The following is a 20,794-nucleotide window of genomic DNA, read 5'->3' on the forward strand; positions in this document are numbered from 1 at the left end:
AGCGGGGAGCGAAGGCCGAGGTAGCGGGGAGCGAAGGCGGGTCTAGCGGCGCACAATCCAACCACGCTCCGCCTTAACCGCAATCACCCTCCCATACCCCGTGAGCGACCCTCAACCCCCTCCGTCATCCCGGCGAACGCCGGGACCCATGGACACGGCGGACCCGGCGATACCGTGCTGCCATCACCCGGTCCGCAACCATGGGTCCCGGCGTCCGCCGGGATGACGGGGAAGGGGCGGGGAGCGAAGGCCGAGGTGGCGGGGAGCGAAGGCGGGTCTAGCGGCGCACAATCCAACCACGCTCCGCCTCACCCGCAATCACCCTCCCAAACCCGCAAGGGGCCCTCAACCCCCACCCGTCATCCCGGCGAACGCCGGGACCCATGGACCCGGCGCACCCGGCGACACCCTGCTGCCATCACCCGGTCCGCTACCACAGGCCCCGACGTCCGCCGGGATAACGGGGGCGGGGGAGTCACACACCCCCCCAACCGGAACCAATCCTTAGCAAAGCCGCCCTAAGACGCCGCCTAACGAACCAACAAGCAGGTCTCCGTGGCGCTGGATCTTACTACTCTCTACGTCGTCGCCGGCCTCGGCATGCTGGTCGCCGGTTTCATCCACCTCATCCCGCTCGCGACCGGTCGGTTCGGCGCATGGGCCGGGCTATGGGGCACGGGCCACCTGATCGCCGGTTGCGGGGCGCTGATGGCGGTGCTGAACGACCGGATCGGTCTCGCCTGGCTGCCCAGCATCGGCAACCCCGCGGTGGTGATCGGCTATGCGTTGATCGCGGGCGCGGTGATTCGGTTCAGCCGCCCCGACGCGCGCGTGATGCCGTTGCTCGGGATCGCGCTGGTCTGCGGGCTGCCCTTCTGGGGCATTCGCGACCCCGCGCAATTCCACCTCCGCGTCGCCTATCTCAGCGTCATCCGCGCCGCGTTCGACCTCGTCGTCGTCGTCGTCGCGATCCGGATGGCGCGCCGCGAGTCTCTCCAGACCGGCTGGATCGTCGCCGCGCTGTTCGCCATCACCGTCCCGATGTTCCTCGCCCGCGGGTGGCTCGCCTATGGCGACCGGATCGGCACGCGGCTGACCGGTGTCCACGACGATATCGGCGCCTGGTTTGCCGCCGGCCAGATCGCCTTCATCATCTTCCGCGCCTTCTCGCTGCTGATCCTCCAGGCGGAGCGTGGCCAGAACGCACTGCTCGACCAGATGGAGCGCGACTGGCTCACCGGCGCGCTCAACCGCGCCGGCCTAGACCGCGTCGCGCGCACGCTCGCCGACAGCGGGCGCGTGTCGGTGATGATGATCGACGTCGATCGCTTCAAGATGCTCAACGACACGCAGGGCCATGCCGCGGGCGACGCCGCGCTGCGCATGCTCGCCGACATCGTCCGCGACGTCCTCGGTACGCACGGCCATCTCGCCCGCTGGGGCGGCGACGAGTTCGTCTGCCTGCTCCCCGGCATTCCCGTCGAGCAGGCCAGCGCACTCGGCACCCGCATGGCGACCGCGTTCGCGCAGACCATGACGCATCACGTCCCGATCGGCATCGCCCCCAGCATCAGCGTTGGCCTCATCGAGGACGCCGCCACCACGCCGCTCGCCACGCTCATCGCGCGTGCCGACCACGCGATGTACGCCGTCAAGAGCGACTGTCGCGCACCAAGGCTCCTCGCCAAGGTCGCCTGACAAGGCCGCGCGCCACTCCCGAGCCCAACGATCCTCCCCCGCCAGGGGGAGGTGGCAGGCGCCAGCCTGACGGAGGGGGCGGTATGCGACGGCCTATGTTGCGCGTCCTCCCCCTCCGTCGCCTAACGGCGCCACCTCCCCCTAGCGGGGGAGGATTCAACTCCGATCAGGCTTTCGGCGAGTCCGGCTTGGCGGGCTTGGCAAAGCCCGCGGCGAAGCGCTCGATACCCGCAGCGACCGAGTCGATCACCTTGGACAATTCGGGCGGCAGCGCGGGGGCGTCGCTTTTCGGCGGGGTGGCGGTGCCGCCGGCAAAGGGCCCGGTCCCGGTCGCCGCAGACTCGCGCGACTCCGACGGCGACTCCGGCGGCGCGGACGACTCCGGCGTCGCCCCAGGCTTTGGCGGCTCGGGCGGACGTGGCGCGGCGCCACGCGCGTCCTTCGCGGTAATCGCGTTGGCCGCCATCATCAGCCCGGCCGCGATCACCTGCCGCCCGGCCGGCGTTCCCATCTGCCGTGTCAACGCTGCCGCAATCCCCGCGAACGGAGCAGCGCCACCATGCTTGTGCTTCCCATGCTTGTGCGAGTCATGCGTGTGCTCGCCGCCTGTGGCCTGCGCGGTCCGCTCGGCCTCGCGTTCGCGCCGCTTTCGCTCGTCCTTCTTCTTGCCCATGCCGGCCTCCAAAGCTGTATTGTATATCCAATACACCATGTAAGTATCGCGCTGACCCACGACAATGCCCCCTTTCGCCGGCCGCCGACGTTACCCATCTCAGCACCCGATCGAATGGCGCCGTACAGGCGTCGCTGCGCGCGAACACAGCTTGCCGCACACGAACAAATATGGAACAGACCGACTTATGCTGACCAAGATTTCCGTACGCGGCGCGCGCGAGCACAACCTCAAGGACGTCGACATCGACATCCCCCGCGACACGCTGACGGTGATCACCGGGCTGTCGGGCTCGGGCAAGTCGAGCCTCGCGTTCGACACCATCTATGCCGAGGGCCAGCGCCGCTACGTCGAGTCGCTCAGCGCCTATGCGCGCCAGTTCCTCGAACTGATGCAGAAGCCCGATGTCGACCACATCGAAGGCCTCAGCCCCGCCATCTCGATCGAGCAGAAGACGACGTCGCGCAACCCGCGCTCGACCGTCGCGACCGTCACCGAGATCTACGACTATATGCGCCTGCTCTGGGCGCGCGTCGGCATCCCGTACTCGCCCGCGACCGGCGAGCCGATCGCGGCGCAGACCGTCAGCCAGATGGTCGACCGCGTGATGGCGCTCCCTGAGGGCACGCGGCTGTACCTGCTCGCCCCCGTCGTCCGCGGTCGCAAGGGCGAGTATCGCAAGGAACTCGCCGAGTGGCAGAAGGCGGGCTTCACCCGCGTCCGCATCGACGGCACGATCCACGACATCGACGAGGCGCCCGCGCTCGACAAGAAGTACAAGCACGACATCGAGGTCGTCGTCGACCGCCTCGTCGTCGGCGGCGAGATCGCCACGCGCCTGGCCGAGAGCTTCGAAACCGCGCTGAAGCTCGCTGAAGGCCTCGCCTATGTCGACCCCGCCGACCCGGTCGAGCCGCACACCCCCAAGTCCGAAATCCTCGGCAGCAACGCCCCCGACGGCCGCATCGTCTTCAGCGAGAAGTTCGCCTGCCCGGTCAGCGGCTTCACCATCTCCGAGATCGAGCCGCGCCTGTTCTCGTTCAACGCCCCGCAAGGCGCATGCCCGGCCTGCGACGGCCTCGGCGAGAAATTGCTGTTCGACGAAGACCTCGTCGTCCCCAACCACATGCTCAGCATCAAGAAGGGCGCGGTCGTCCCCTGGGCGAAATCCAACCCGCCCTCGCCCTATTACATGCAGGTCCTCGGCAGCCTCGCGCGCGAATACAAGTTCGACATCGAGACCCCTTGGTCCGACCTCCCCGAGGAGGTCCAGCGCGTCATCCTGCACGGCTCGAAGGGCAAGCCCGTCACGCTCACCTTCATCGACGGCAAGAAGAAATACGATGTCTCCAAGCCGTTCGAGGGCGTCATCGGCAACCTCAACCGCCGCCTGCTCCAGACCGAGAGCGCGTGGATGCGCGAGGAGCTGAACAAATACCAGTCCGCCGCCCCGTGCGAGGTCTGCGCTGGCGCGCGCCTGAAACCCGAAGCGCTCGCGGTCAAGATCGCGATGAAGGACATCAGCTACGCCACGCACCTCTCGGTCGTCGACGCGCTCCAGTTCTTCACCGACATGCCGCAGCATCTGGGCGACCAGCAGAACGCGATTGCCGAGCGGATCCTGAAGGAAATCGTCGAACGCCTCGGCTTCCTCAACAATGTCGGCCTCGACTATCTCAACCTCGATCGCACGAGCGGCACGCTCAGCGGCGGCGAGAGCCAGCGCATCCGCCTCGCGTCGCAGATCGGCAGCGGCCTGTCGGGCGTGCTCTACGTCCTCGACGAGCCCAGCATCGGCCTGCACCAGCGCGACAACGACATGCTCCTCAAGACGCTGCGGCGCCTGCGCGATCTCGGCAACACCGTGCTCGTCGTCGAGCATGACGAGGACGCGATCCGCACTGCCGACTATATCATCGACATGGGCCCCGGCGCAGGTGTCCGCGGCGGCCAGGTCGTAGCCCAAGGCACGCTCAAGCAGATCCTGAAGTCGAAGGGCAGCATCACCGCCGACTATCTCAACGGCACGCGCGAAGTGCCCGTGCCCGCCACGCGGCGCAAAGGCAACGGCAAGAAGCTCACCGTGCACAACGCCACCGCGAACAACCTGACGGGCGTCACCGCGAGCATTCCGCTCGGCACCTTCACCTGCGTCACCGGCGTCTCGGGGTCGGGCAAGTCGAGCTTCACGATCGACACGCTCTACGCCGCCGCCGCGCGCGAGCTGAACGGCGCGCGCATCGTGCAAGGGAAACACGACAAGATCACCGGCCTGCAATATCTCGACAAGGTCATCGACATCGACCAGTCGCCGATCGGCCGCACCCCGCGCAGCAACCCCGCCACCTATACCGGCAGCTTCACGCAGATCCGCGACTGGTTCGCGGGGCTGCCCGAGAGCCAGGCGCGCGGCTACAAGCCCGGCCGGTTCAGCTTCAACGTCAAGGGCGGCCGCTGCGAGGCGTGCCAGGGCGACGGCGTGCTCAAAATCGAGATGCACTTCCTCCCCGACGTCTATGTGCAGTGCGACGTCTGCCACGGCGCACGCTACAATCGCGAGACGCTCGAGGTGAAGTTCAAGGGCCACAGCATCGCCGACGTGCTCGACATGACCGTCGAGGACGCCGCCGAGTTCTTCAAGGCGGTCCCCCCGATCCGCGACAAGATGGCGATGCTGGTCGAGGTTGGCCTCGGCTACGTCAAGGTCGGCCAGCAGGCGACGACGCTCTCGGGCGGCGAGGCGCAACGCGTCAAGCTCGCCAAGGAACTCTCGCGCCGCGCGACCGGCAACACGCTCTACATCCTCGACGAACCCACGACGGGGCTGCATTTCGAGGACGTCCGCAAACTGCTCGAAGTCCTCCACGCGCTGGTCGAGCAGGGCAACACGGTGGTGGTGATCGAACACAATCTCGACGTCATCAAGACCGCGGACTGGGTGCTCGACCTCGGCCCCGAAGGCGGCGTCAAGGGCGGCGAGATCGTCGCCGAGGGCACGCCGGAGAAGGTCGCCAAGGCCAAGGGGAGCTTCACGGGGAAGTATCTGGCGCCGTTGCTGGAGAAGAAGGTGGTGGGGGCGGAGTAACGCAAAATCTCTCCTCCCTCGGGGGAGGGCGGGCGGTGGCAGGGCCCGTTCCCAAGTGGAGTGACGGTTGAGAGCTAAGGTTAAAATTCGCTCTAATCGCAATGGCGTCGCGTGCTAGTTGCCATTCCATCGGGTATTTATCTCATTCAACTTCATCTATTCCAGTTAGATAATACTTGTGGGATTCTTCTCCAGTTGCTTCACTAACCTCGGTTAGCTCAAGAATGTCCGCGATGTGCTCGACATTTATTCGTTTCTCGTTGATTTTGCTCAAGCACTCCTTGGTAATCCGACCTGATATCTCGTTTCCATCTTCCCCTTGGAGAAGGAAAAACTTACTTCTCAAGCTGACGCCTAAGAGCCGGCCTTTGAATTGAAAGTTTCGCTCTATCGCGTTTACCTCATGGTCTAAAAACTTCGTCAGCCAAGCGATGTCTTTTGTCGATATGACAATCCTGGTTGTGGAATCTTGCCCGGGATAAGCTGTTTCAAGTTTCAATTCGGCCTTGCCTAGCGCTAAAGCTTTTGAGAATGCCTTAAAGTGATTTTGCGCTCTCTTCGAGATGCCCTTCAGCGCCATTTGCATAGACGCAGAGTCGTTAATTGCTCCGAGTAGTTGCGCTAACCGCTGTAACGCAGTCTCGATCGGACCGTGATCCGCCATGTCTCCCTGATTTGTTTCGAGCCTTATTCCAAATGACGAAGGAAAGGCTGCTACGGCATCAAGGGCAGTCCTTCCGCGCACGCTCGACGATATTGGACCTCGATTCGACGAATCTATCGAATCTATCGCCAAAGAATCTATCAAAGACTGGGTGACGCCAAGAACAGCACTCAGGCTGCGTACAGGAAAGTCGGTCCGATTTTTGCTTATTGAAAACGCCAGATCGATGACACTGCGTCTTGTCATTGTTGCGGCTATGTGTGCTGGGGTTTTGGCTGCTCTGAGGATATCGACCACCGCTGGATCGAACTCCCACATAGGCGTGTTCGCTCTGCGAACTACTGCTTGGATGGGTTGCGAGGAGCGGGATACTGCTAATTGATTTTTCGGGGAGACCAAATCCGGCGCTTGTAAGTATGAATCGACGTCTGGTAAATAATCATCACCGATCTCATTGGAAGGATGCCAAGTTAATTCTTCAACTGATTCAAAGTCTGCGCCGGCGTAAAGCTGTTGAAGTGCTATATTGCCAAATTCTGGATTAGAGAAAGCGTCCCGGATGCTTACCTTGCCGCTTATAATACGCGATATCCGGTTCGCGCTCACTCGAACATACAGCCAATTATCGGAATTTGGCGGGGATAGAGTGTGAAGACCGAGAAAACGTGAGCCGCCGTCATTGTGAGTTACGAAAAACTGCGGTCCGTCGTAGTCGATTAATACCTCTTTGATTCGGAGAGGGCCCCCGCTTGGGTCGAGATCGGGAAGTCTCATGACAAAATGACAAACGTCATGTGACGCTGATATCCATTCGCCGGCCACCACGACCAGTGACCGGCGCGTGAGGTCGTTCTCTTCATTACGCCGCCATGAGCAGGCACGACGCCGGATGCTATCCGGTGTCGCCGGAAAAAGGGTATATCCTTCTTCAGCCGTTCAGCATGCTCTTGACTACTGTAGGTGGAAAGAGAGCAGCGAAGGCAGGCATCCGCGCCTAGGTTCTTTTTTAGCTCTAAGCAGGTCCGAAAATCGTCCTGCGTAGGGGGCGTGTTCACGACGAGGCGGAACAGCTCCTTGGGGCCGGCATGTGCTGTTGTAGGAGGGCAATCGCCCGGGAAACTGGAATATTGCAATACCAATGCTGAGAATGCTGACGTCATATGTGCAGCTGGTTTGGAATGTAACAAAGGATCGTAAGGCGTTATTGAGCGGCCATCGGATGTCATTGGCGTCCCGTCGGAAATCCTAATTACAAATCAGTAATATCAGGCAGTGGCTATTCCGCAACGGTCTGTCACGAGTAACGCCGAACCATATTTACAATATCGTTCATCAGCCCCTCCGATATCGTTCCCGTCAAAGCCCCGCCGTCGCCCGCAAGGCCGCATTGATCCGTCCCTGTTGGCCCGGCCCGTCCTCGCGAAAGTCGGCTAGCACGTGCAGTTTGAGGCGCAGGGTCACCCGCTGCTTGACTATATCGTGCAGCAGTCGTCGATCCGAGCATAACACCGCAAGCCTCGGCGAAATTGAGATTGCATCGGTAATGGATGCTTCTCCTCCCCATCCACCGGGCGGAACCCCGCCACCCGGCCACCCGTTTCCCGATCAAACCAAAAGGAAACGCGTATGACCAAGCCCCGCCACCCCCACACGCCCCCCAAGCCCAAGACGTTCGGCCGCAACGCGCTCGCGGCCGCCGCCGCCGCGATCGGGCTTGGCGGTGCGTTGCTCGCCGTCTTCCTGCGATCGAAGAAGAACCCCGCCGAGCATGCCGCGCCCGATCTCGCGCTCGACAAGCCCCGCCCCGGCGCGGACGATCGCGCGCCCGACGCGTTCCGCCCCGATCCCACCGCCGTCCCGACCAAGGCCGAGCGCGAGTCGCTCCGCCCCGCCACCGGCCCCGCACCGTCGTTCGCGGCCGATCGCGGGTCGACGCTCGGCTAACATAGCCGGACCCCGCGGCGTCTCCCCCTACGTCTGCCTGTTCTCCCGCGAAGGCGGGAGCCCAGGTTTAGGCAGGACGACGACCGTAGCTCCTGGGCCCCCGCCTCCGCGGGGGAACTAGAAGGGCAGCGGGCAACCGGCCGCCGGACATCGAAGGTCCGTCGCCCCCCGGTAAAAACCGCTGTCCTACACACCCCGACCCGGCATATCTGATCGGTCCTCTTCGCACAGCAGGAGGATCGATCATGGCGAACGCACCCACCGACCCGCAGCCGCCCCGCGCGCAAACCGAGCCGCCGATCCCTGCGCCGCCACCCCCGCCACCCCAGCCAGCGCCGCCACCGACACCCCCACGCGCGCCCGAACGACTGATCCCCGAGCACGCCGCCGAAGAGGTCCGCCACGTCCTCGCCTGGATGGCGCATGTCGACGCAGGCCGGATCGGCCACCGCATCCCGGTCTCGCCCGAGATCGCCGCCAACCGCGATTCCTCGACCGCGCTGTTCCGGCGCCTGCGCAAGTGACCGCCCCCCTCGCACCCGCCGGCGCCAGCGACGCGCCCCCGCATGCCACTCCCGCGCCCCCGCAAACCGCCGCCAATCCCGAACACGCCCCGCCAGACGCCGCGCCCCTCCACGGCTACGCCCCGGCCACGCCCGCGCGCTACACGCAGCGCAGCGACGGCTGGACGCCCGATCGCCAGCGCGGCTTTCTCGAACGCATCGCCGAGGGCGCCACCGTCGACGAGGCCAGCGCCAGCGTCGGCCTCTCCTCCGGTGCCGCCTATGCGCTGCGGCGGCGCGCGGCGGGTGCGGCGTTCGCGCTCGGCTGGGACGCCGCCAGGCTCGTCGCGCGACCGGTCGTCGCCGAGACGCTCTTCCTCCGCGCGATCGCCGGCCAGACCGAGCGCGTCACCCGCCCCGACGGCGAGGTGATCGAGCGCCATCGCTACGACAACCGCCTCGCCATGTCGCTGCTCAACCGGCTCGATCGCCACGCCGACGCGAGCGAGACCGCGACCGCCGCCACGCGCATGGTCGCCGCCGAGTTCGACGCGTTCCTCGACATCATCGCGCGCGACGCCGGCCCCGCCCGCGCCGGCCTGTTCCTCGGCGAGCGGCTCGACGCCGACGCGATGGCGGCCCTCCAGGGTGATGGCGAGCGGGCAGGGGACCGCCCGGCGGAGCGCGTCGCCGCAGCGGAGGCGGCGATGGCGCCGATCGTCGCGCTCGCCCGCGCGGACCGCTGGTTGCGCAGCGCGGCGGGCGTCGCGTCGGGGATCGTCGTCGCCGATCTCGATCCCGCCGCCCGCGCCGGCTGGACCGCCGAGCAATGGGCGCGCGCCGAGGCCGCCGGGCTGCTCCAGCTCGCGCCCGAGCCCGTGGCCCCACCCGCGCCGGACCCCGCCCCGGACCCCGCGCCAGCCGCCGACGACGCGCCGCACGATGCTGCGCCAGCGTCTGCACTTCCTATACTTCACTCAGGGGGCGAGGAGGGCCGCAACCCCGATTGCCCGGTCTGGTACGACCATGGCGCGAACCGTTGGCGCACCTGCTTCCCGCCGCCGCCCGGCTATTTCGGCTCGGAATCGGGTGTCTTCGGCGATGACGACTATAGCCGCGAATGTTCGGACGAGGAGGGGATCATCCTCGAAGCGCCGCGCGACCGCGAGATCGCCGAACGCCTGGTCGCCGAGGGCGCGGACCGCGACAGCTGGTTCGTGGGCTATGCGGTCGATGCGGGGCTCGTCGACGAAGCGGGGGCGGCGGCGGTCGGCGACACCGATGCGGATCGTATCGCCGGGCTCGCCTGGACGTTCGATCCGCTGCGCCCCGACCCCCGTCTAGCCCCCCCGTCCAGCCGCCCGTCTAGCCGCACCCCGCGGCCAATCCGTCGCAGCGGTCGTGAAGGCTGCACCCAAATCCCGCACCGGACGTTCTGCCGCCGTACTTCACGACAACGACGGAGCCTCCCATGAGCATCTTCAGCAAGATCAAGTCCGCCATCTTCGGCGAGCACGGCCCGCTCGGCAGCGGCCATTTCGGCACGCCCAAGCCCGAGGCAGCGCCTGCACCGGCCCCGCAGACCACTGCCGCCCAGCCCGCGCCGACGCCCGCACCGGCCGCACCTGCGCCGACTCCGCAGGCTGCCCCCGCCCAGTCGGTCGACGTCGAGGCCGTCCTCTCGGGCATCGCGTCGAAGAAGGGCTCCGATCTCAACTGGCGCACGTCGATCGTCGATCTGATGAAGCTGCTCGATCTCGATTCGAGCCTCGCCAACCGCAAGGAGCTCGCCACCGAGCTCGGCTATACCGGCGAGAAGGACGGCAGCGCGGAGATGAACATCTGGCTGCAAAAGGCCGTGATGCGCGAGCTCGAGAAGAACGGCGGCACCGTGCCGGCGAACCTCAAGGATTGAGCCTGTTTCGGCGCCGGCAACCAAACCCCGGCGCCGATCATTACGCTTTCAGTATCAACCCCCTGAAAGGACACGAAATGCGCGTTGCGATGCTGGGCCTGTTGGCCGCCTCGACCCTGGTTGCCGGTTGCGTTGGCGACGGAGGCAGCCGCTACGGCGTCGACCCGCGCTATCGTGGCTATGACTATAACGCGCCCGACCCGTCCTATGGCGGCTACGACGCCGGCCGCTACTACCGCGACGACCGCCGCTATCGCGAGCGTCGTCTGTCGCGCAACGACCGCGTCTATCGCGGCAATGACGGCCGCTATTACTGCCGCCGCAACGACGGCACCACCGGCCTGATCGTCGGCGGGGTCGCCGGCGGCGTGCTCGGCAACGTCATCGCGCCAGGCGGCTCGGGCCTGCTCGGTACCGTGCTCGGTGCGGCTGGTGGTGCGCTTGCCGGGCGTGCGGTGGATCGCTCGAGCAACGACACCCGCTGCCGCTAAATCCCTCGACCGGCGCCGAAATATCGGCGCCGGTCGACCCAAGATTTTTCCGCGCCGAACCGCGGTTCCGAAAATATCCTATGTGATATTCGATGTAATTCTGGACCGATTTTCCCGGCAAGATTTGCAATTCCGGCGGTCTTGGCCCATATAGCGCTCAGCTACAGTCGCACATCGACGGTTCTTGGCGCTTTGCGGCACCTTTCTCCTTCTTTCCCTGCTCCGCGGCACAGGGTCGCTCGAACGTCGGGCTACCCATACTAAGAAGGAGCCAATTCATGGCTATCACCGGAACCGTCAAGTTTTTCAACGCCGACAAGGGCTATGGCTTTATCGCGCCGGATGGCGGCGGCAACGATGCATTCGTGCACATCACCGCGGTTGAGCGCGCCGGCATGCCGACGCTGAACCAGAACCAGCGCGTCACCTACGAGCTCGAGCCCGACAAGCGTGGCAAGCAGTCGGCCGTGAACCTCCAGCCAGCCGATTGATCTCGTCGGCGGAGCAATTCGCCACCTGATCTCGGTTGCGGTGCGGCGGTCTTCGGATCGCCGCACCAACTCTTTCTCTACCCTCCCGCAGGAGCGCATCAGCATGGCCGATAATCCAGAATTTTACCGGGCCCGCGCTGATGAAGAGCGTCGCAATGGCGATGCCGCCCTCCTCGACAATGTCCGCGATCGCTGCCGCCGCGCCGAAAAGGCCTGGGACGACATGGCATCGCGCGCCGAACGCACCCAGATTCTCCGCGCCGCCCGCGAAGCCGCCCCTCCCGGTGGCGAACGCATGATGATCGGCACCCCGTCGATGGTCCCCGCGGAATAAATTCAGATCAGCCCGCGCTAATCACGCTGACAGCAACCGAAACCCGGACGGCACCGCCTCCGGGTTTTGTTGTGTCTGGCGTCCCGGGTTGAATCGACGAGCTATTTCAGCGGCTTGCCGGAGTCCTTCCACCGGTCGAGGATCTGCGATTCCGGTGGTAGCATGTCCGTGACGACCGCCGCTGCGGGCTTCGAAGGCACCGGACTGGCCTTGGCCACTGCAACCGGTGCGCTCGGTGTAACGGCGGCCGTCTCGCCGGCCGAAGCGGCCGCCACCGCCGCAGCCCCGGCCGCGGCGATCATCTCCGGCGTCGGCGGCGCCAATGGCTGGATCTCCCGATGCGGTCCCGGCACCGGCTCGCCACCGGCATAGCGCTGGTTGAACGCCGCGCTCGTGCCCCAATAGCCCTTCCAGCGGTGGAAGAAATGCGCACCGACGACATCGGTCATCACCAGGCTGCGGTTCCACGCCGGGGTCACCGCATAGGTATGGTAATGCGTGGCGAGCCCGACCGGCGCGTAGACATACCCAGCCAGCGCCATCCCCGCAGCCCGCGCCGCCCGAACCCAGGCAGCCCGCGCCGGCACGCGAGCCATCGCCCCGTCGCAGGCGAAGCTGAACTGGCAACCGGCATGCTCCGATCCCTGGTACACCACACCGCACACGGTGCCGGGGAATGCCGGATGCCGCGCGCGGTTGAGGATCACCTGCGCAACCGCCTGTTGCCCCGCGTCAGGCTCCGACGCCGCCTCGTAATAGATCGCGGCGGTCAGACATTGCCGCGCCCGGTCGCGGTCGATCGCCGAGGCGCCCGCCATCGAGAAGGGCCGTGCAGGCACGACGCCGGAATCGAGAGCCACGCCCGCGGGGATCGGCAAGTCGGGCAGGTCGATGGTCCCCGTCACGCCGGCTGCAGGCGCTGCGGTTTCCTGGTCGGCGAAAACCGTGGAGCCAGGGGCGGCCGCCCGCGCATCCGCCGCGACCATGGCGCGATCCCGCGCCGCGTTCCGTTCGGAGATCACGCGCAGAGCAGCGTGCGCGGACATGCCGGCGCCGATCACCAGCAACACGGCAACCATCGCAAGCCAGATGCGGCGCATCAGTCGAACCGTCTGCAACCGAACGCGCAACGCTGTTACCTTCTACCTGCCCCGGGGCAAGACTGCCGCAAGGACCATGAACGTCGCGCATAGCCGATTGGACGCGCACGATCCTCCACCGAATCCGTCCGTCCCAGCACGGGACGACAGGGCACCCTAGCAGGCATGGCTTACCGCAACGTTGCCGTGTCGAGCTTCAACGCGGCTTCGGGGATCACCTCGACCGACGGATAAGCCTTGCGCAGCGGTTCGATGAACTGCTTCGCATCGCCGACCACGACGATGCTCGCTTCCGTCGGATCGAGCAGCGCGGTGGCTGCCGCCTGCACCGCCGCCGGATCGACTGCACCGACCGCGCCCGTGTATCGCTGCAATTCACCGAGCGGCACGTCGTTCTGGACATAGGCGCCTAGGATACCGGCGACGCCGGACGTGGTCTCGATCCCGCGTCCGAAATTGCCGACGAGCACCGCCTTGCGCGTGTCGAGTTCGGCGGTCGGGACGGGCGCCGATCCAAGCCGCGTCATCTCGGCGGCGATCAACGTCACGACCTCGGCCGCCGTGGGATTCTTGGTCTGCGTCCTTGCGGCGATCGTGCCCTGCGTCTTGCCCGCGTCCAGCCCGCTGCTCGCGCCATAGGCCAGCCCGCGCTTGATGCGGATCTCCTGGTTCAGCCGCGACGAGAAGCCACCGCCAAGCACGGTGTTGCCGACTGCGAGCGGATAATAACGCGGATCGCGCCGCGCGATCGCGGGGCGGGCGACGACGACGCCAGCCTGGCCCGCCTCGGGCATGTCGACGACGATGACACGGGGCTTCGGGTACACGATCGCGGGTGCCTTGGGCGTGGCACGGCCGGCGGATGTCCAGCCACCGAACCTTGCCTCCGCCAAGGCCTTTGCACGCGCCGCGCTGACGTCGCCGACCATGATGAGCGTCGCCTGACCCGGCTGGAAACTCCGCGCATAGGCAGCGAGAATGTCCGGACGGGTGATCGCCCGCAACGACAGCGGCGTACCCCCGGTGGGCGCGCCATAAGGCGAGGCGCCGAGCACCGCACGATCGGCGACTAGCGCTGCGACCTGCGCCGGGTCCTTCAACGCCAGCGTGACCGCGTCGATCTGCTGCGTCCGCACCCGCTCGATCTCGTCGGGCGCGAAGGCGGGGTTTACGGCAACGTCCGCGAGGATCGCCATCGCCGGATCGAGCTGGTCCGACTTCACCGTCACCGCGACCGAGGCGCCGTCGCTCCCCGCGTCGCTGCCGATCGCGCCGCCAAGGCCTTCGATAGCGCGCGCGATCTGCGTCGCGGAGCGCGTCTTGGTACCCTTGGTCATCAACTCGGTGGTCAGGTTGCTGACGCCGGGGCGGTTCGCCGGATCGGTCGCTGCACCGCCGGCGGTTACGAGATAGGCGGTGACGATCGGCAGGTCGTGCCGCTCCACCGTGACCAGCCGCATGCCGTTGGCGAGCCGGACCTCGACGGGCTGCGGGATCGTCGGCGATACGGGTGCGCTAGGGGCAGGGGGCTGGACGCGTTGTCCGTCGGGCGCAGGCGTCACGATCGCGACGTTGGCCGGCGCCGTCAGGTCGGCAACCCTTACGGTCGGCGCTACCGTGATCGCATCGGCGACCGCACCGGCGGGCTTGTCGCCGATCGGCAGATACCGGATCGTCGCCGACTGGGTGTCGCCGAGATATTTCTGCGCGACCCGCTGGATATCCGCCGCGCTGACCTGCGCGATCGCCGCGAGTTGCTTGTCCGCCGCCTGCGGATCGCCATCGATCAGCACCGCGGCCGCCAACGTGCTCGCCTTGCCCTCCGCGGTCTCGCGCGACTCGATCGACTGAGTGAGGATCTCGTTCTTCGCCTCGGCCAGTTCGGCGGCCGTTACCGGGGCATCGCGGAACCGGGCGATCTCGCGCTTCAGCGCTGCTTCGCCCGCCTCGGCCGTCTTGCCGCCCGCGAGGATCGCATAGACCACCAGATTGCCGGTCGCCTGCTTCGTGTCGAGGAAGGCTTCCGCGGACTGCGCGAGCTGATCGCGGTACACGACGCTCTCGTACAGCCGCGAGCTCTCGCCCGTTGCCAGCACCGCCTTCAGCACCGTCAGCGCAGCGATGTCGGCATCGCGATCCGCGGGGACATGGTAGCTGACGAGCACTGCAGGCAGCGGCGTATTGGGCTCGTACACGGTACGCGTCACCGCCTTCGTGCGCGCAGGCTCGGCCACCGTTACCCGCGGGATCGCCGCCGATGGCTGCTTGATTCCTGCGAAATACTGGTCGACCCAGCCGTTCAGCTGCGCAGGATCGAAATTGCCCGACACGACCAGGATTGCATTGTCCGGCCGGTAATAGGTCGCATGGAAGGCGCGCACGTCTTCGATCCCGGCGGCTTCGAGATTCTCCAGGCTGCCAATCGTGCCCCGCGCATAGGGATGCGCCGTGTAGGCAAGCGCCGGATAATAGAGCGAGAACAGCTTGCCATAGGGCCGCGAGAGCGTGCTCTGGCGCAGTTCCTCTTTCACGACGTCGCGTTCCGAGCCGAAGCTCTTGGGCTCAACGACAAGGCTCGCCATCCGGTCGGCCTCCGCGAACAACAGCCGCTGGAGGTGATTGGCGGGGATCACCTCGTAATAATTCGTATAGTCGTCGTTGGTCGACGCGTTGTTGTAGCCGCCGACGTCTTCGGTCAGCCGGTCCATCTGTTCCGACACCAGGTTGCGCGTCGACTTGAACATGAGATGTTCGAACATGTGCGCGAAGCCGGACTTGCCCTTGGGGTCGTCCTTCGATCCGACATCGTACCAGACTTGCACCGACACGTTCGGCGTGCCGGTATCGCGGATCGCATAGACACGCAGCCTGTTCGGCAGCGTGCGCTGGGTATAGGCGATCGGCTTGACCCCGATCTGTCGGGGTGCCTGGCCGGGCGCGGTCTGCGCCGCCGCCGCTACGGGGAAACATGCCGCGGTGAGCAGCAGAGCGGAGCGGAGGAGGCGCATCGAGGTCCCTACTTGTTGCGGTTGGCGAACAGCACCGCACCGGCGATGGCCGCAGACCCGATCCCGACGCCGAGACCGATCTTGGCGAGCGGCCAGCTCTTCGCCTTTTCGACCGCGTTGTGTGCGACCGCCTCCGCCTGCAACTTCGCTTCCTTCGCTGCCGCGAGGATCTCGTTCGGGGTGTCGCTATCGATCGGCTTGGTCATGTCTGTTCTCCTTCACTCTTCCGCACGTACTGCGCACGGAACGCGTTCGCGAACTGCGTCAACGCACCAGCAGCGATCGCCGCCCGCAGGTCCGCCATCAATGTCTCATAAAACCAGATATTATGCTCGGTCATCAACATCGCGCCGAGCATTTCACCCGATCGGACGAGGTGATGCAGATACGCCCGGCTCCACGTCGCGCACACGGGGCAGGGGCAGGCGGGGTCGAGCGGCCCGGTATCCTCGCCGAACTTCGCGTTGCGGATATTGATCGGCCCGGTCCGCGTGAAGGCCTGGCCGGTGCGGCCCGACCGGGTCGGCATCACGCAATCGAACATGTCGATCCCGCGCTCGACCGCGCCGACGATATCGTCGGGCTTGCCGACGCCCATCAGATAGCGCGGCTTGTCGACCGGCAACTGGTCCGGCGCGAAGTCGAGGCAGCCGAACATCGCTTCCTGGCCCTCGCCGACCGCCAGCCCGCCGACCGCATAGCCGTCGAAGCCGATGTCGATCAGCGCATCTGCCGAGGATTTGCGGAACCCCTCGTTCAGCGCACCCTGCTGGATCCCGAAGATCGCGTTGTTCTCGGCATGCGCCTCGCCCGCGTCGAACGCCGCGCGCGATCGCTTCGCCCAGCGCATCGATCGCTCCATCGCCGCGGCCTGGACCTCGCGCGTCGACGTCGTCGGCACGAGTTCGTCGAACGCCATGACGATGTTCGAGCCGAGCAACCGCTGGATCTCGATCGACCGCTCGGGGCTCAGCAGATGCCGCGTCCCGTCGAGATGCGACTTGAACGACACGCCTTCCTCGGACCGCTTGGTGAGGTCGGCGAGACTCATCACCTGATAGCCGCCGGAATCGGTCAAAATTGGCTTCGACCAGCCTGAAAACGCATGCAGCCCGCCCAGCCGCGCAACGCGCTCGGCGCCCGGCCGCAGCATCAGGTGATAGGTGTTGCCGAGGATGATGTCGGCGCCAGCCCCGACCACGTCGGCAGGCTTCATCCCCTTGACGGTGGCGGCCGTGCCGACCGGCATGAACGCAGGCGTGCGGATGTCGCCGCGCTGCATCGCGATGACGCCGGTGCGCGCTTTGCCGTCGGTGGCGGAGATCGTGAAGTCGAAACGGGGACGGGTCATGATGTCAGTTTTTCTTGCGGATGCCGTAACGCTCGCCGGGGGCGGCGGCGCGGATCGTGATGAGTTCGGAGCGGGTCAGGATGCCGTCCTTGTCGCGGTCGAACCGCGTGAAGAACTGCGCGAACCGGGTCTGGAGTTCGGCGAGCGTGATCCGGTTGTCGCCATCGCGATCGACCTCGAACGGGCTCGGCAACGCGTTGCGATCGCCCAGCCAGGCCTGCGCCCAGTCGGCATAGGCAATATAACCGATCGAACCCGATGCGGCCCCCTCGGCGGTAGCATAGCTGCGAGCGACGCATGCGGTCAGTTCGGGCTGGGTGACGCGGCCATCGCCGTTCGCATCGCACGCGGCGATGAACAGCGCGGCCGGCTCGGCGAAGATCGTCGCTGGCGGCTGCGGCGTGCCTGCGGGCGGCGGGGCGGCGACGATGGCCTGGAGCAAGGCGATGGCGACAAGCATGCCGCCCGTCATGGCAGCAAGAGCGAGGCGTCGCCATAGCTGTAGAAGCGATACTTCGCTGCGATCGCATGCGCGTACGCCGCTTGCATCCGCTCGCGTCCCATCAGCGCGGAGACGAGCATGAACAGCGTCGAGCGCGGCAGATGAAAATTGGTCATCAGCCCGTCGATCCCGCGGAACCGGTATCCCGGCGTGATGAAGATCGCGGTGTCGCCGTCGAACGGCCGGATCACGTCGTCTTCGCCGGTCGCGCTCTCGATCAGCCGCAGCGACGTCGTCCCGACCGCGATCACGCGACCGCCGCCCGCACGCACCGCGTTCAGCCGGTCGGCGGTCGCGGCATCGATCCGGCCCCATTCGGCGTGCATCCGGTGCTCGGTCGTGTCGGTCGCCTTGACCGGCAGGAACGTCCCCGCGCCGACGTGCAGCGTCAGCGTGGCATGGCCGATCCCGGCCGCCTCGAGCGCCGCCATCAGCGCGGGCGTGAAATGCAGCGCCGCGGTCGGTGCGGCCACCGCGCCCGGTTCGGCAGCGAACATCGTCTGGTAATCGTCCGCGTCGCGTTCGTCGGTCGGGCGCTTGCCCGCAATGTACGGGGGCAGCGGCATGTGACCGGCGCGTTCGAGCAGCAGCTCGACCGGCGCGTCGCCTGCGAACACCAGGGCGTAGCTGCCGTCATCCTCGCGATCGACCGCCGCTGCGCTGACGCCGTTGCCGAAATCGATCACGTCGCCGTCGCGCAGTCGCCGCGCGTTGCGAATGAACGCGCGCCATCGCCGCGGCCCCTCGCGCTTGTGCAGCGTCGCGCCGATCTTCGCATCGCCGCGCCGCCCGTCGAGCTGCGCCGGGATCACGCGCGTATCGTTGAAGACGAGAATGTCGCCGCGTCGCAGCGACGAAGGCAGGTCCGCGACGCCCGCATCGCGCGTGGCGTCACCTTCGAGCACCAGCATCCGTGCAGCATCGCGCGGCGCCGCGGGGCGGAGCGCGATGTTGGCAGGTGGCAGGTCGAAGTCGAAAAGGTCGACGTTCAACGGAGTCTCACTTCTTCGCAGGAGCCTTCTTGGCCGGTGCCTTGCGGGTGGCGGGCGCAAGCTTGGGCTTGGCCGCATCCGGACCGCTCGCCGTGCCCGGCAACGTCACCGGCGCACCCAGTGCGGCCGGGGGCGGACCCGCGACATAAGCGGGGGGATTGTCGGCGGCGATATAGGCATGGACGATGCGCGACGGGTTCGCCGGCGGCTCGCCGCGCTGGATCGCGTCGACATATTGCATCCCGTCGAGCACGCGCCCGAACACGGTGTACTTCTTGTCGAGGCTCAGGCGCGGCTGGAACACGATGAAGAACTGGCTGTTCGCGCTGTCTTCCTTGTCCGATCGCGCGGCCGACACCGCACCGCGGACATGTGGCAGATAGTTGAACTCGGCCTTCACGTCGGGCAGCGTCGAGCCGCCGGTACCGTCACCCTTGGGATCGCCGCCCTGCGCCATGAACCCGTCGATCACGCGGTGAAACGCGAGCCCGTCATAAAAATGCTGGCGGGTGAGCGTCTTGATCCGCTCGACCATCAGCGGCGCGACATCGGGTCGCAGCCAGATCGTCACGCGGCCGCCGGTCGAGAGATCGAGCAGCAGCAGATTCTGCGTATCGGTCGTGAGGGGTGGCGTCGCGCGCGCGGGGGCGGCAACGACATTCTTCTGCGCCGCGACCGGCACCGTGACCAGGCACCCGAGCAACGCGAACATTCCGACGAAAAAGCGCATCAAATTCCCACTCGCAAGAGGCCCGGCGCAACCAGGCTGCCGCCACTTAGAGCAAATCCCCGCTTGCGCCAATCTGAACGTGCCGGCTCTTTGTCCCGAGCATGCCGGGGTTATGCGGTCACGATTTCGGGCAGGATCGCGTCCAGCAACAGGGCGCCCGCTTCGGTGACGCGGAGCCGACCCGGTATGTGCTCGATCAGCCCCAGCTGCTCCAGGCGTGCCACGGCCGCCATGTCGACCGGAACCACGCCGGCATTCAGCCCGGTGATCCGGTCGAGGTCGACGCCTTCGGCCAGCCGCAGGCCCATCAGCAACGCCTCGGTCGCGCGGGTCGCAGGCGAAAGCGGATCCTCCACTTCCATGCCGTGGCCATTGCGCTCGATTGCGGCCAGCCAGTTCTCCGGCTTCTTCCGCCGCACCGTGGCCAGCCCGCCACGCCGCCCATGCGCGCCCGGTCCGATCCCGGCATAATCCTGATACCGCCAGTAAGCGAGGTTGTGGCGGCTCTCGGACCCGGGCCGTGCGTGGTTCGACGTCTCGTAGGCGGGCAGCCCGGCTGCGGCGGTATCGGCACGCGTCGCCTCGAACAGATCGGCGGCCGAGTCGCCGTCGGGGATCACGATCCGTCCCGCCAATGCCTCGGTCGCGAACCGTGTGCCGGGCTCGATCGTCAACTGGTACAGCGACAGATGCTCGGTCCCGAAACTAAGCGCACGCGCCAACTCCGCGCGCCACGCGGCAAGCCGTTGCCCCGGCAGCGCATAGATCAGGTCGAAGCTAACGCGCGGGAATACCCCCTGCGCGGTCGCGAGCGCGGCCTGCCCCTCGTTCAAGTCATGCGCGCGCCCGAGGAACTTCAACGCAGCATCGTCGAGCGATTGCAGCCCGAGCGACACTCGGTTGACCCCGGCGCGCGCGAGATCCGCAAACCGCGCGGCCTCGACCGAGGAGGGGTTGGCCTCCAGCGTGATCTCGATCCCGTCCGCGAACCCCCAGGCCTTCTCGGCCGCGTCCAGCACCGCCGCGACCGTTGACGGCGGCATCAGCGACGGCGTGCCGCCGCCGAAGAAGATCGACTGCAATTTTCGCCCGGGCAGTACGCGCGCCTCATGCGCAAGGTCGGTGATCAGCGCGGCGCGCCACGCGGCCTGGTCCACCTCCTCGCGGACATGGCTGTTGAAATCGCAATAGGGGCATTTCGACACGCAGAAGGGCCAATGGACGTAGAGCGCCAGATCGGACGAGCGCGTGGGGCTTGGTGTTTGGGATGCGGGCATTATCTGGCGCATATGGTCGCACGAGGCGATCGAAGG

20 protein-coding genes are annotated in these 20,794 nt (G+C 66.4%); 9 read left to right on the top strand and 11 right to left on the bottom strand.

Translation table 11 applies throughout. From position 1 onward, the window contains the following. Positions 1 to 555 precede the first annotated feature (555 nt). Positions 556 to 1,698: a GGDEF domain-containing protein gene (locus ASE79_RS11965; RefSeq protein ID WP_156359670.1), complete on the top strand. Its 1,143-nt coding sequence runs from the start codon at positions 556 to 558 to the stop codon at positions 1,696 to 1,698. Positions 1,699 to 1,864: 166 nt separating this feature from the next. On the opposite strand, the gene ASE79_RS11970 is transcribed toward ASE79_RS11965, so the two are convergent. Beyond that, positions 1,865 to 2,371: a hypothetical protein gene (locus ASE79_RS11970; protein WP_156359671.1), complete on the bottom strand. Its 507-nt coding sequence runs from the start codon at positions 2,369 to 2,371 to the stop codon at positions 1,865 to 1,867. Between the two features lie 187 nt (positions 2,372 to 2,558). Here ASE79_RS11970 and uvrA point away from each other — a divergent pair, with 187 nt between their 5' ends. After that, positions 2,559 to 5,456, top strand: a complete 2,898-nt coding sequence (gene uvrA / locus ASE79_RS11975; RefSeq protein WP_056416599.1) for an excinuclease ABC subunit UvrA — start codon at positions 2,559 to 2,561, stop codon at positions 5,454 to 5,456. Between the two features lie 142 nt (positions 5,457 to 5,598). Here the strand turns inward: uvrA and ASE79_RS20975 are convergent, their stop codons facing one another. Next, positions 5,599 to 6,894 carry a DUF6575 domain-containing protein gene (locus ASE79_RS20975; RefSeq protein ID WP_156359672.1) on the bottom strand — a complete coding sequence of 432 codons (1,296 nt, stop codon included), beginning with the start codon at positions 6,892 to 6,894 and terminating at the stop codon, positions 5,599 to 5,601. A 582-nt stretch (positions 6,895 to 7,476) separates the two neighbouring features. Continuing rightward, entirely contained in the window at positions 7,477 to 7,629 is a 153-nt protein-coding gene (locus tag ASE79_RS21885; RefSeq protein WP_321163334.1) for a BrnA antitoxin family protein, read from the bottom strand. Between the two features lie 117 nt (positions 7,630 to 7,746). On the opposite strand from ASE79_RS21885, the gene ASE79_RS11985 reads away from it, so the two are divergent. The 7 genes from ASE79_RS11985 (at position 7,747) to ASE79_RS12015 (ending at position 11,798) form a co-directional block, all read left to right on the top strand. After that, the gene (locus tag ASE79_RS11985) at positions 7,747 to 8,064 is read left to right on the top strand and encodes a hypothetical protein (RefSeq protein ID WP_056416603.1); all 318 of its coding nucleotides are present in this window, start codon (positions 7,747 to 7,749) and stop codon (positions 8,062 to 8,064) included. A 245-nt stretch (positions 8,065 to 8,309) separates the two neighbouring features. Beyond that, positions 8,310 to 8,588, top strand: a complete 279-nt coding sequence (locus ASE79_RS21430) for a hypothetical protein (protein ID WP_056416606.1) — start codon at positions 8,310 to 8,312, stop codon at positions 8,586 to 8,588. Beyond that, a complete protein-coding gene (locus ASE79_RS11995) occupies positions 8,585 to 10,042 on the top strand; it encodes a hypothetical protein (RefSeq protein WP_056416611.1) in 1,458 nt (485 codons plus the stop codon). The genes ASE79_RS21430 and ASE79_RS11995 overlap by 4 nt, the downstream gene beginning before the upstream one ends. After that, complete coding sequence (locus tag ASE79_RS12000; RefSeq protein ID WP_056416614.1) at positions 10,039 to 10,482, top strand: DUF3597 domain-containing protein; 444 nt, start codon at positions 10,039 to 10,041, stop codon at positions 10,480 to 10,482. The genes ASE79_RS11995 and ASE79_RS12000 overlap by 4 nt, the downstream gene beginning before the upstream one ends. A 77-nt stretch (positions 10,483 to 10,559) precedes the next feature. Beyond that, complete coding sequence (locus ASE79_RS12005) at positions 10,560 to 10,973, top strand: glycine zipper 2TM domain-containing protein (protein ID WP_199860981.1); 414 nt, start codon at positions 10,560 to 10,562, stop codon at positions 10,971 to 10,973. Between the two features lie 278 nt (positions 10,974 to 11,251). Next, positions 11,252 to 11,464, top strand: a complete 213-nt coding sequence (locus tag ASE79_RS12010) for a cold-shock protein (protein WP_031394996.1) — start codon at positions 11,252 to 11,254, stop codon at positions 11,462 to 11,464. 103 nt (positions 11,465 to 11,567) lie between these two features. Further along, positions 11,568 to 11,798 (top strand): hypothetical protein, encoded by a 231-nt coding sequence (locus tag ASE79_RS12015; RefSeq protein ID WP_056060610.1) that lies wholly within the window; start codon positions 11,568 to 11,570, stop codon positions 11,796 to 11,798. 101 nt (positions 11,799 to 11,899) lie between these two features. Here ASE79_RS12015 and ASE79_RS12020 read toward each other — a convergent pair whose 3' ends face one another. The 8 genes from ASE79_RS12020 to hemW form a co-directional block, all read right to left on the bottom strand. Beyond that, on the bottom strand, positions 11,900 to 12,898 hold the full coding sequence (locus ASE79_RS12020) for a cell wall hydrolase (RefSeq protein ID WP_056416617.1): 999 nt from the start codon (positions 12,896 to 12,898) through the stop codon (positions 11,900 to 11,902). A 170-nt stretch (positions 12,899 to 13,068) separates the two neighbouring features. Continuing rightward, positions 13,069 to 15,906, bottom strand: coding sequence for a M16 family metallopeptidase (locus tag ASE79_RS12025; RefSeq protein ID WP_056416620.1), 2,838 nt, complete (start codon positions 15,904 to 15,906; stop codon positions 13,069 to 13,071). Positions 15,907 to 15,914: 8 nt separating this feature from the next. Next, complete coding sequence (locus ASE79_RS12030) at positions 15,915 to 16,112, bottom strand: hypothetical protein (RefSeq protein WP_056416621.1); 198 nt, start codon at positions 16,110 to 16,112, stop codon at positions 15,915 to 15,917. Continuing rightward, positions 16,109 to 17,257, bottom strand: coding sequence for a tRNA guanosine(34) transglycosylase Tgt (tgt, locus tag ASE79_RS12035; protein WP_156359673.1), 1,149 nt, complete (start codon positions 17,255 to 17,257; stop codon positions 16,109 to 16,111). Before tgt ends, ASE79_RS12030 begins: the two co-directional genes overlap by 4 nt. Positions 17,258 to 17,261: 4 nt before the next feature. Further along, positions 17,262 to 17,717, bottom strand: a complete 456-nt coding sequence (locus ASE79_RS12040) for an EF-hand domain-containing protein (RefSeq protein ID WP_235516896.1) — start codon at positions 17,715 to 17,717, stop codon at positions 17,262 to 17,264. Between the two features lie 8 nt (positions 17,718 to 17,725). Then, positions 17,726 to 18,751: a tRNA preQ1(34) S-adenosylmethionine ribosyltransferase-isomerase QueA gene (gene queA / locus ASE79_RS12045; protein ID WP_056416631.1), complete on the bottom strand. Its 1,026-nt coding sequence runs from the start codon at positions 18,749 to 18,751 to the stop codon at positions 17,726 to 17,728. 7 nt (positions 18,752 to 18,758) lie between these two features. Beyond that, entirely contained in the window at positions 18,759 to 19,481 is a 723-nt protein-coding gene (locus ASE79_RS12050) for a peptidylprolyl isomerase (protein ID WP_056416635.1), read from the bottom strand. A 110-nt stretch (positions 19,482 to 19,591) separates the two neighbouring features. Continuing rightward, positions 19,592 to 20,758 carry a radical SAM family heme chaperone HemW gene (hemW, locus tag ASE79_RS12055; protein WP_056416639.1) on the bottom strand — a complete coding sequence of 389 codons (1,167 nt, stop codon included), beginning with the start codon at positions 20,756 to 20,758 and terminating at the stop codon, positions 19,592 to 19,594. Between the last annotated feature and the right edge of the window lie 36 nt (positions 20,759 to 20,794).

Origin of the sequence: Sphingomonas sp. Leaf28, assembly GCF_001421685.1 — a bacterium.
In the GTDB taxonomy this organism is placed as follows: Bacteria; Pseudomonadota; Alphaproteobacteria; order Sphingomonadales; family Sphingomonadaceae; genus Sphingomonas; species Sphingomonas aurantiaca.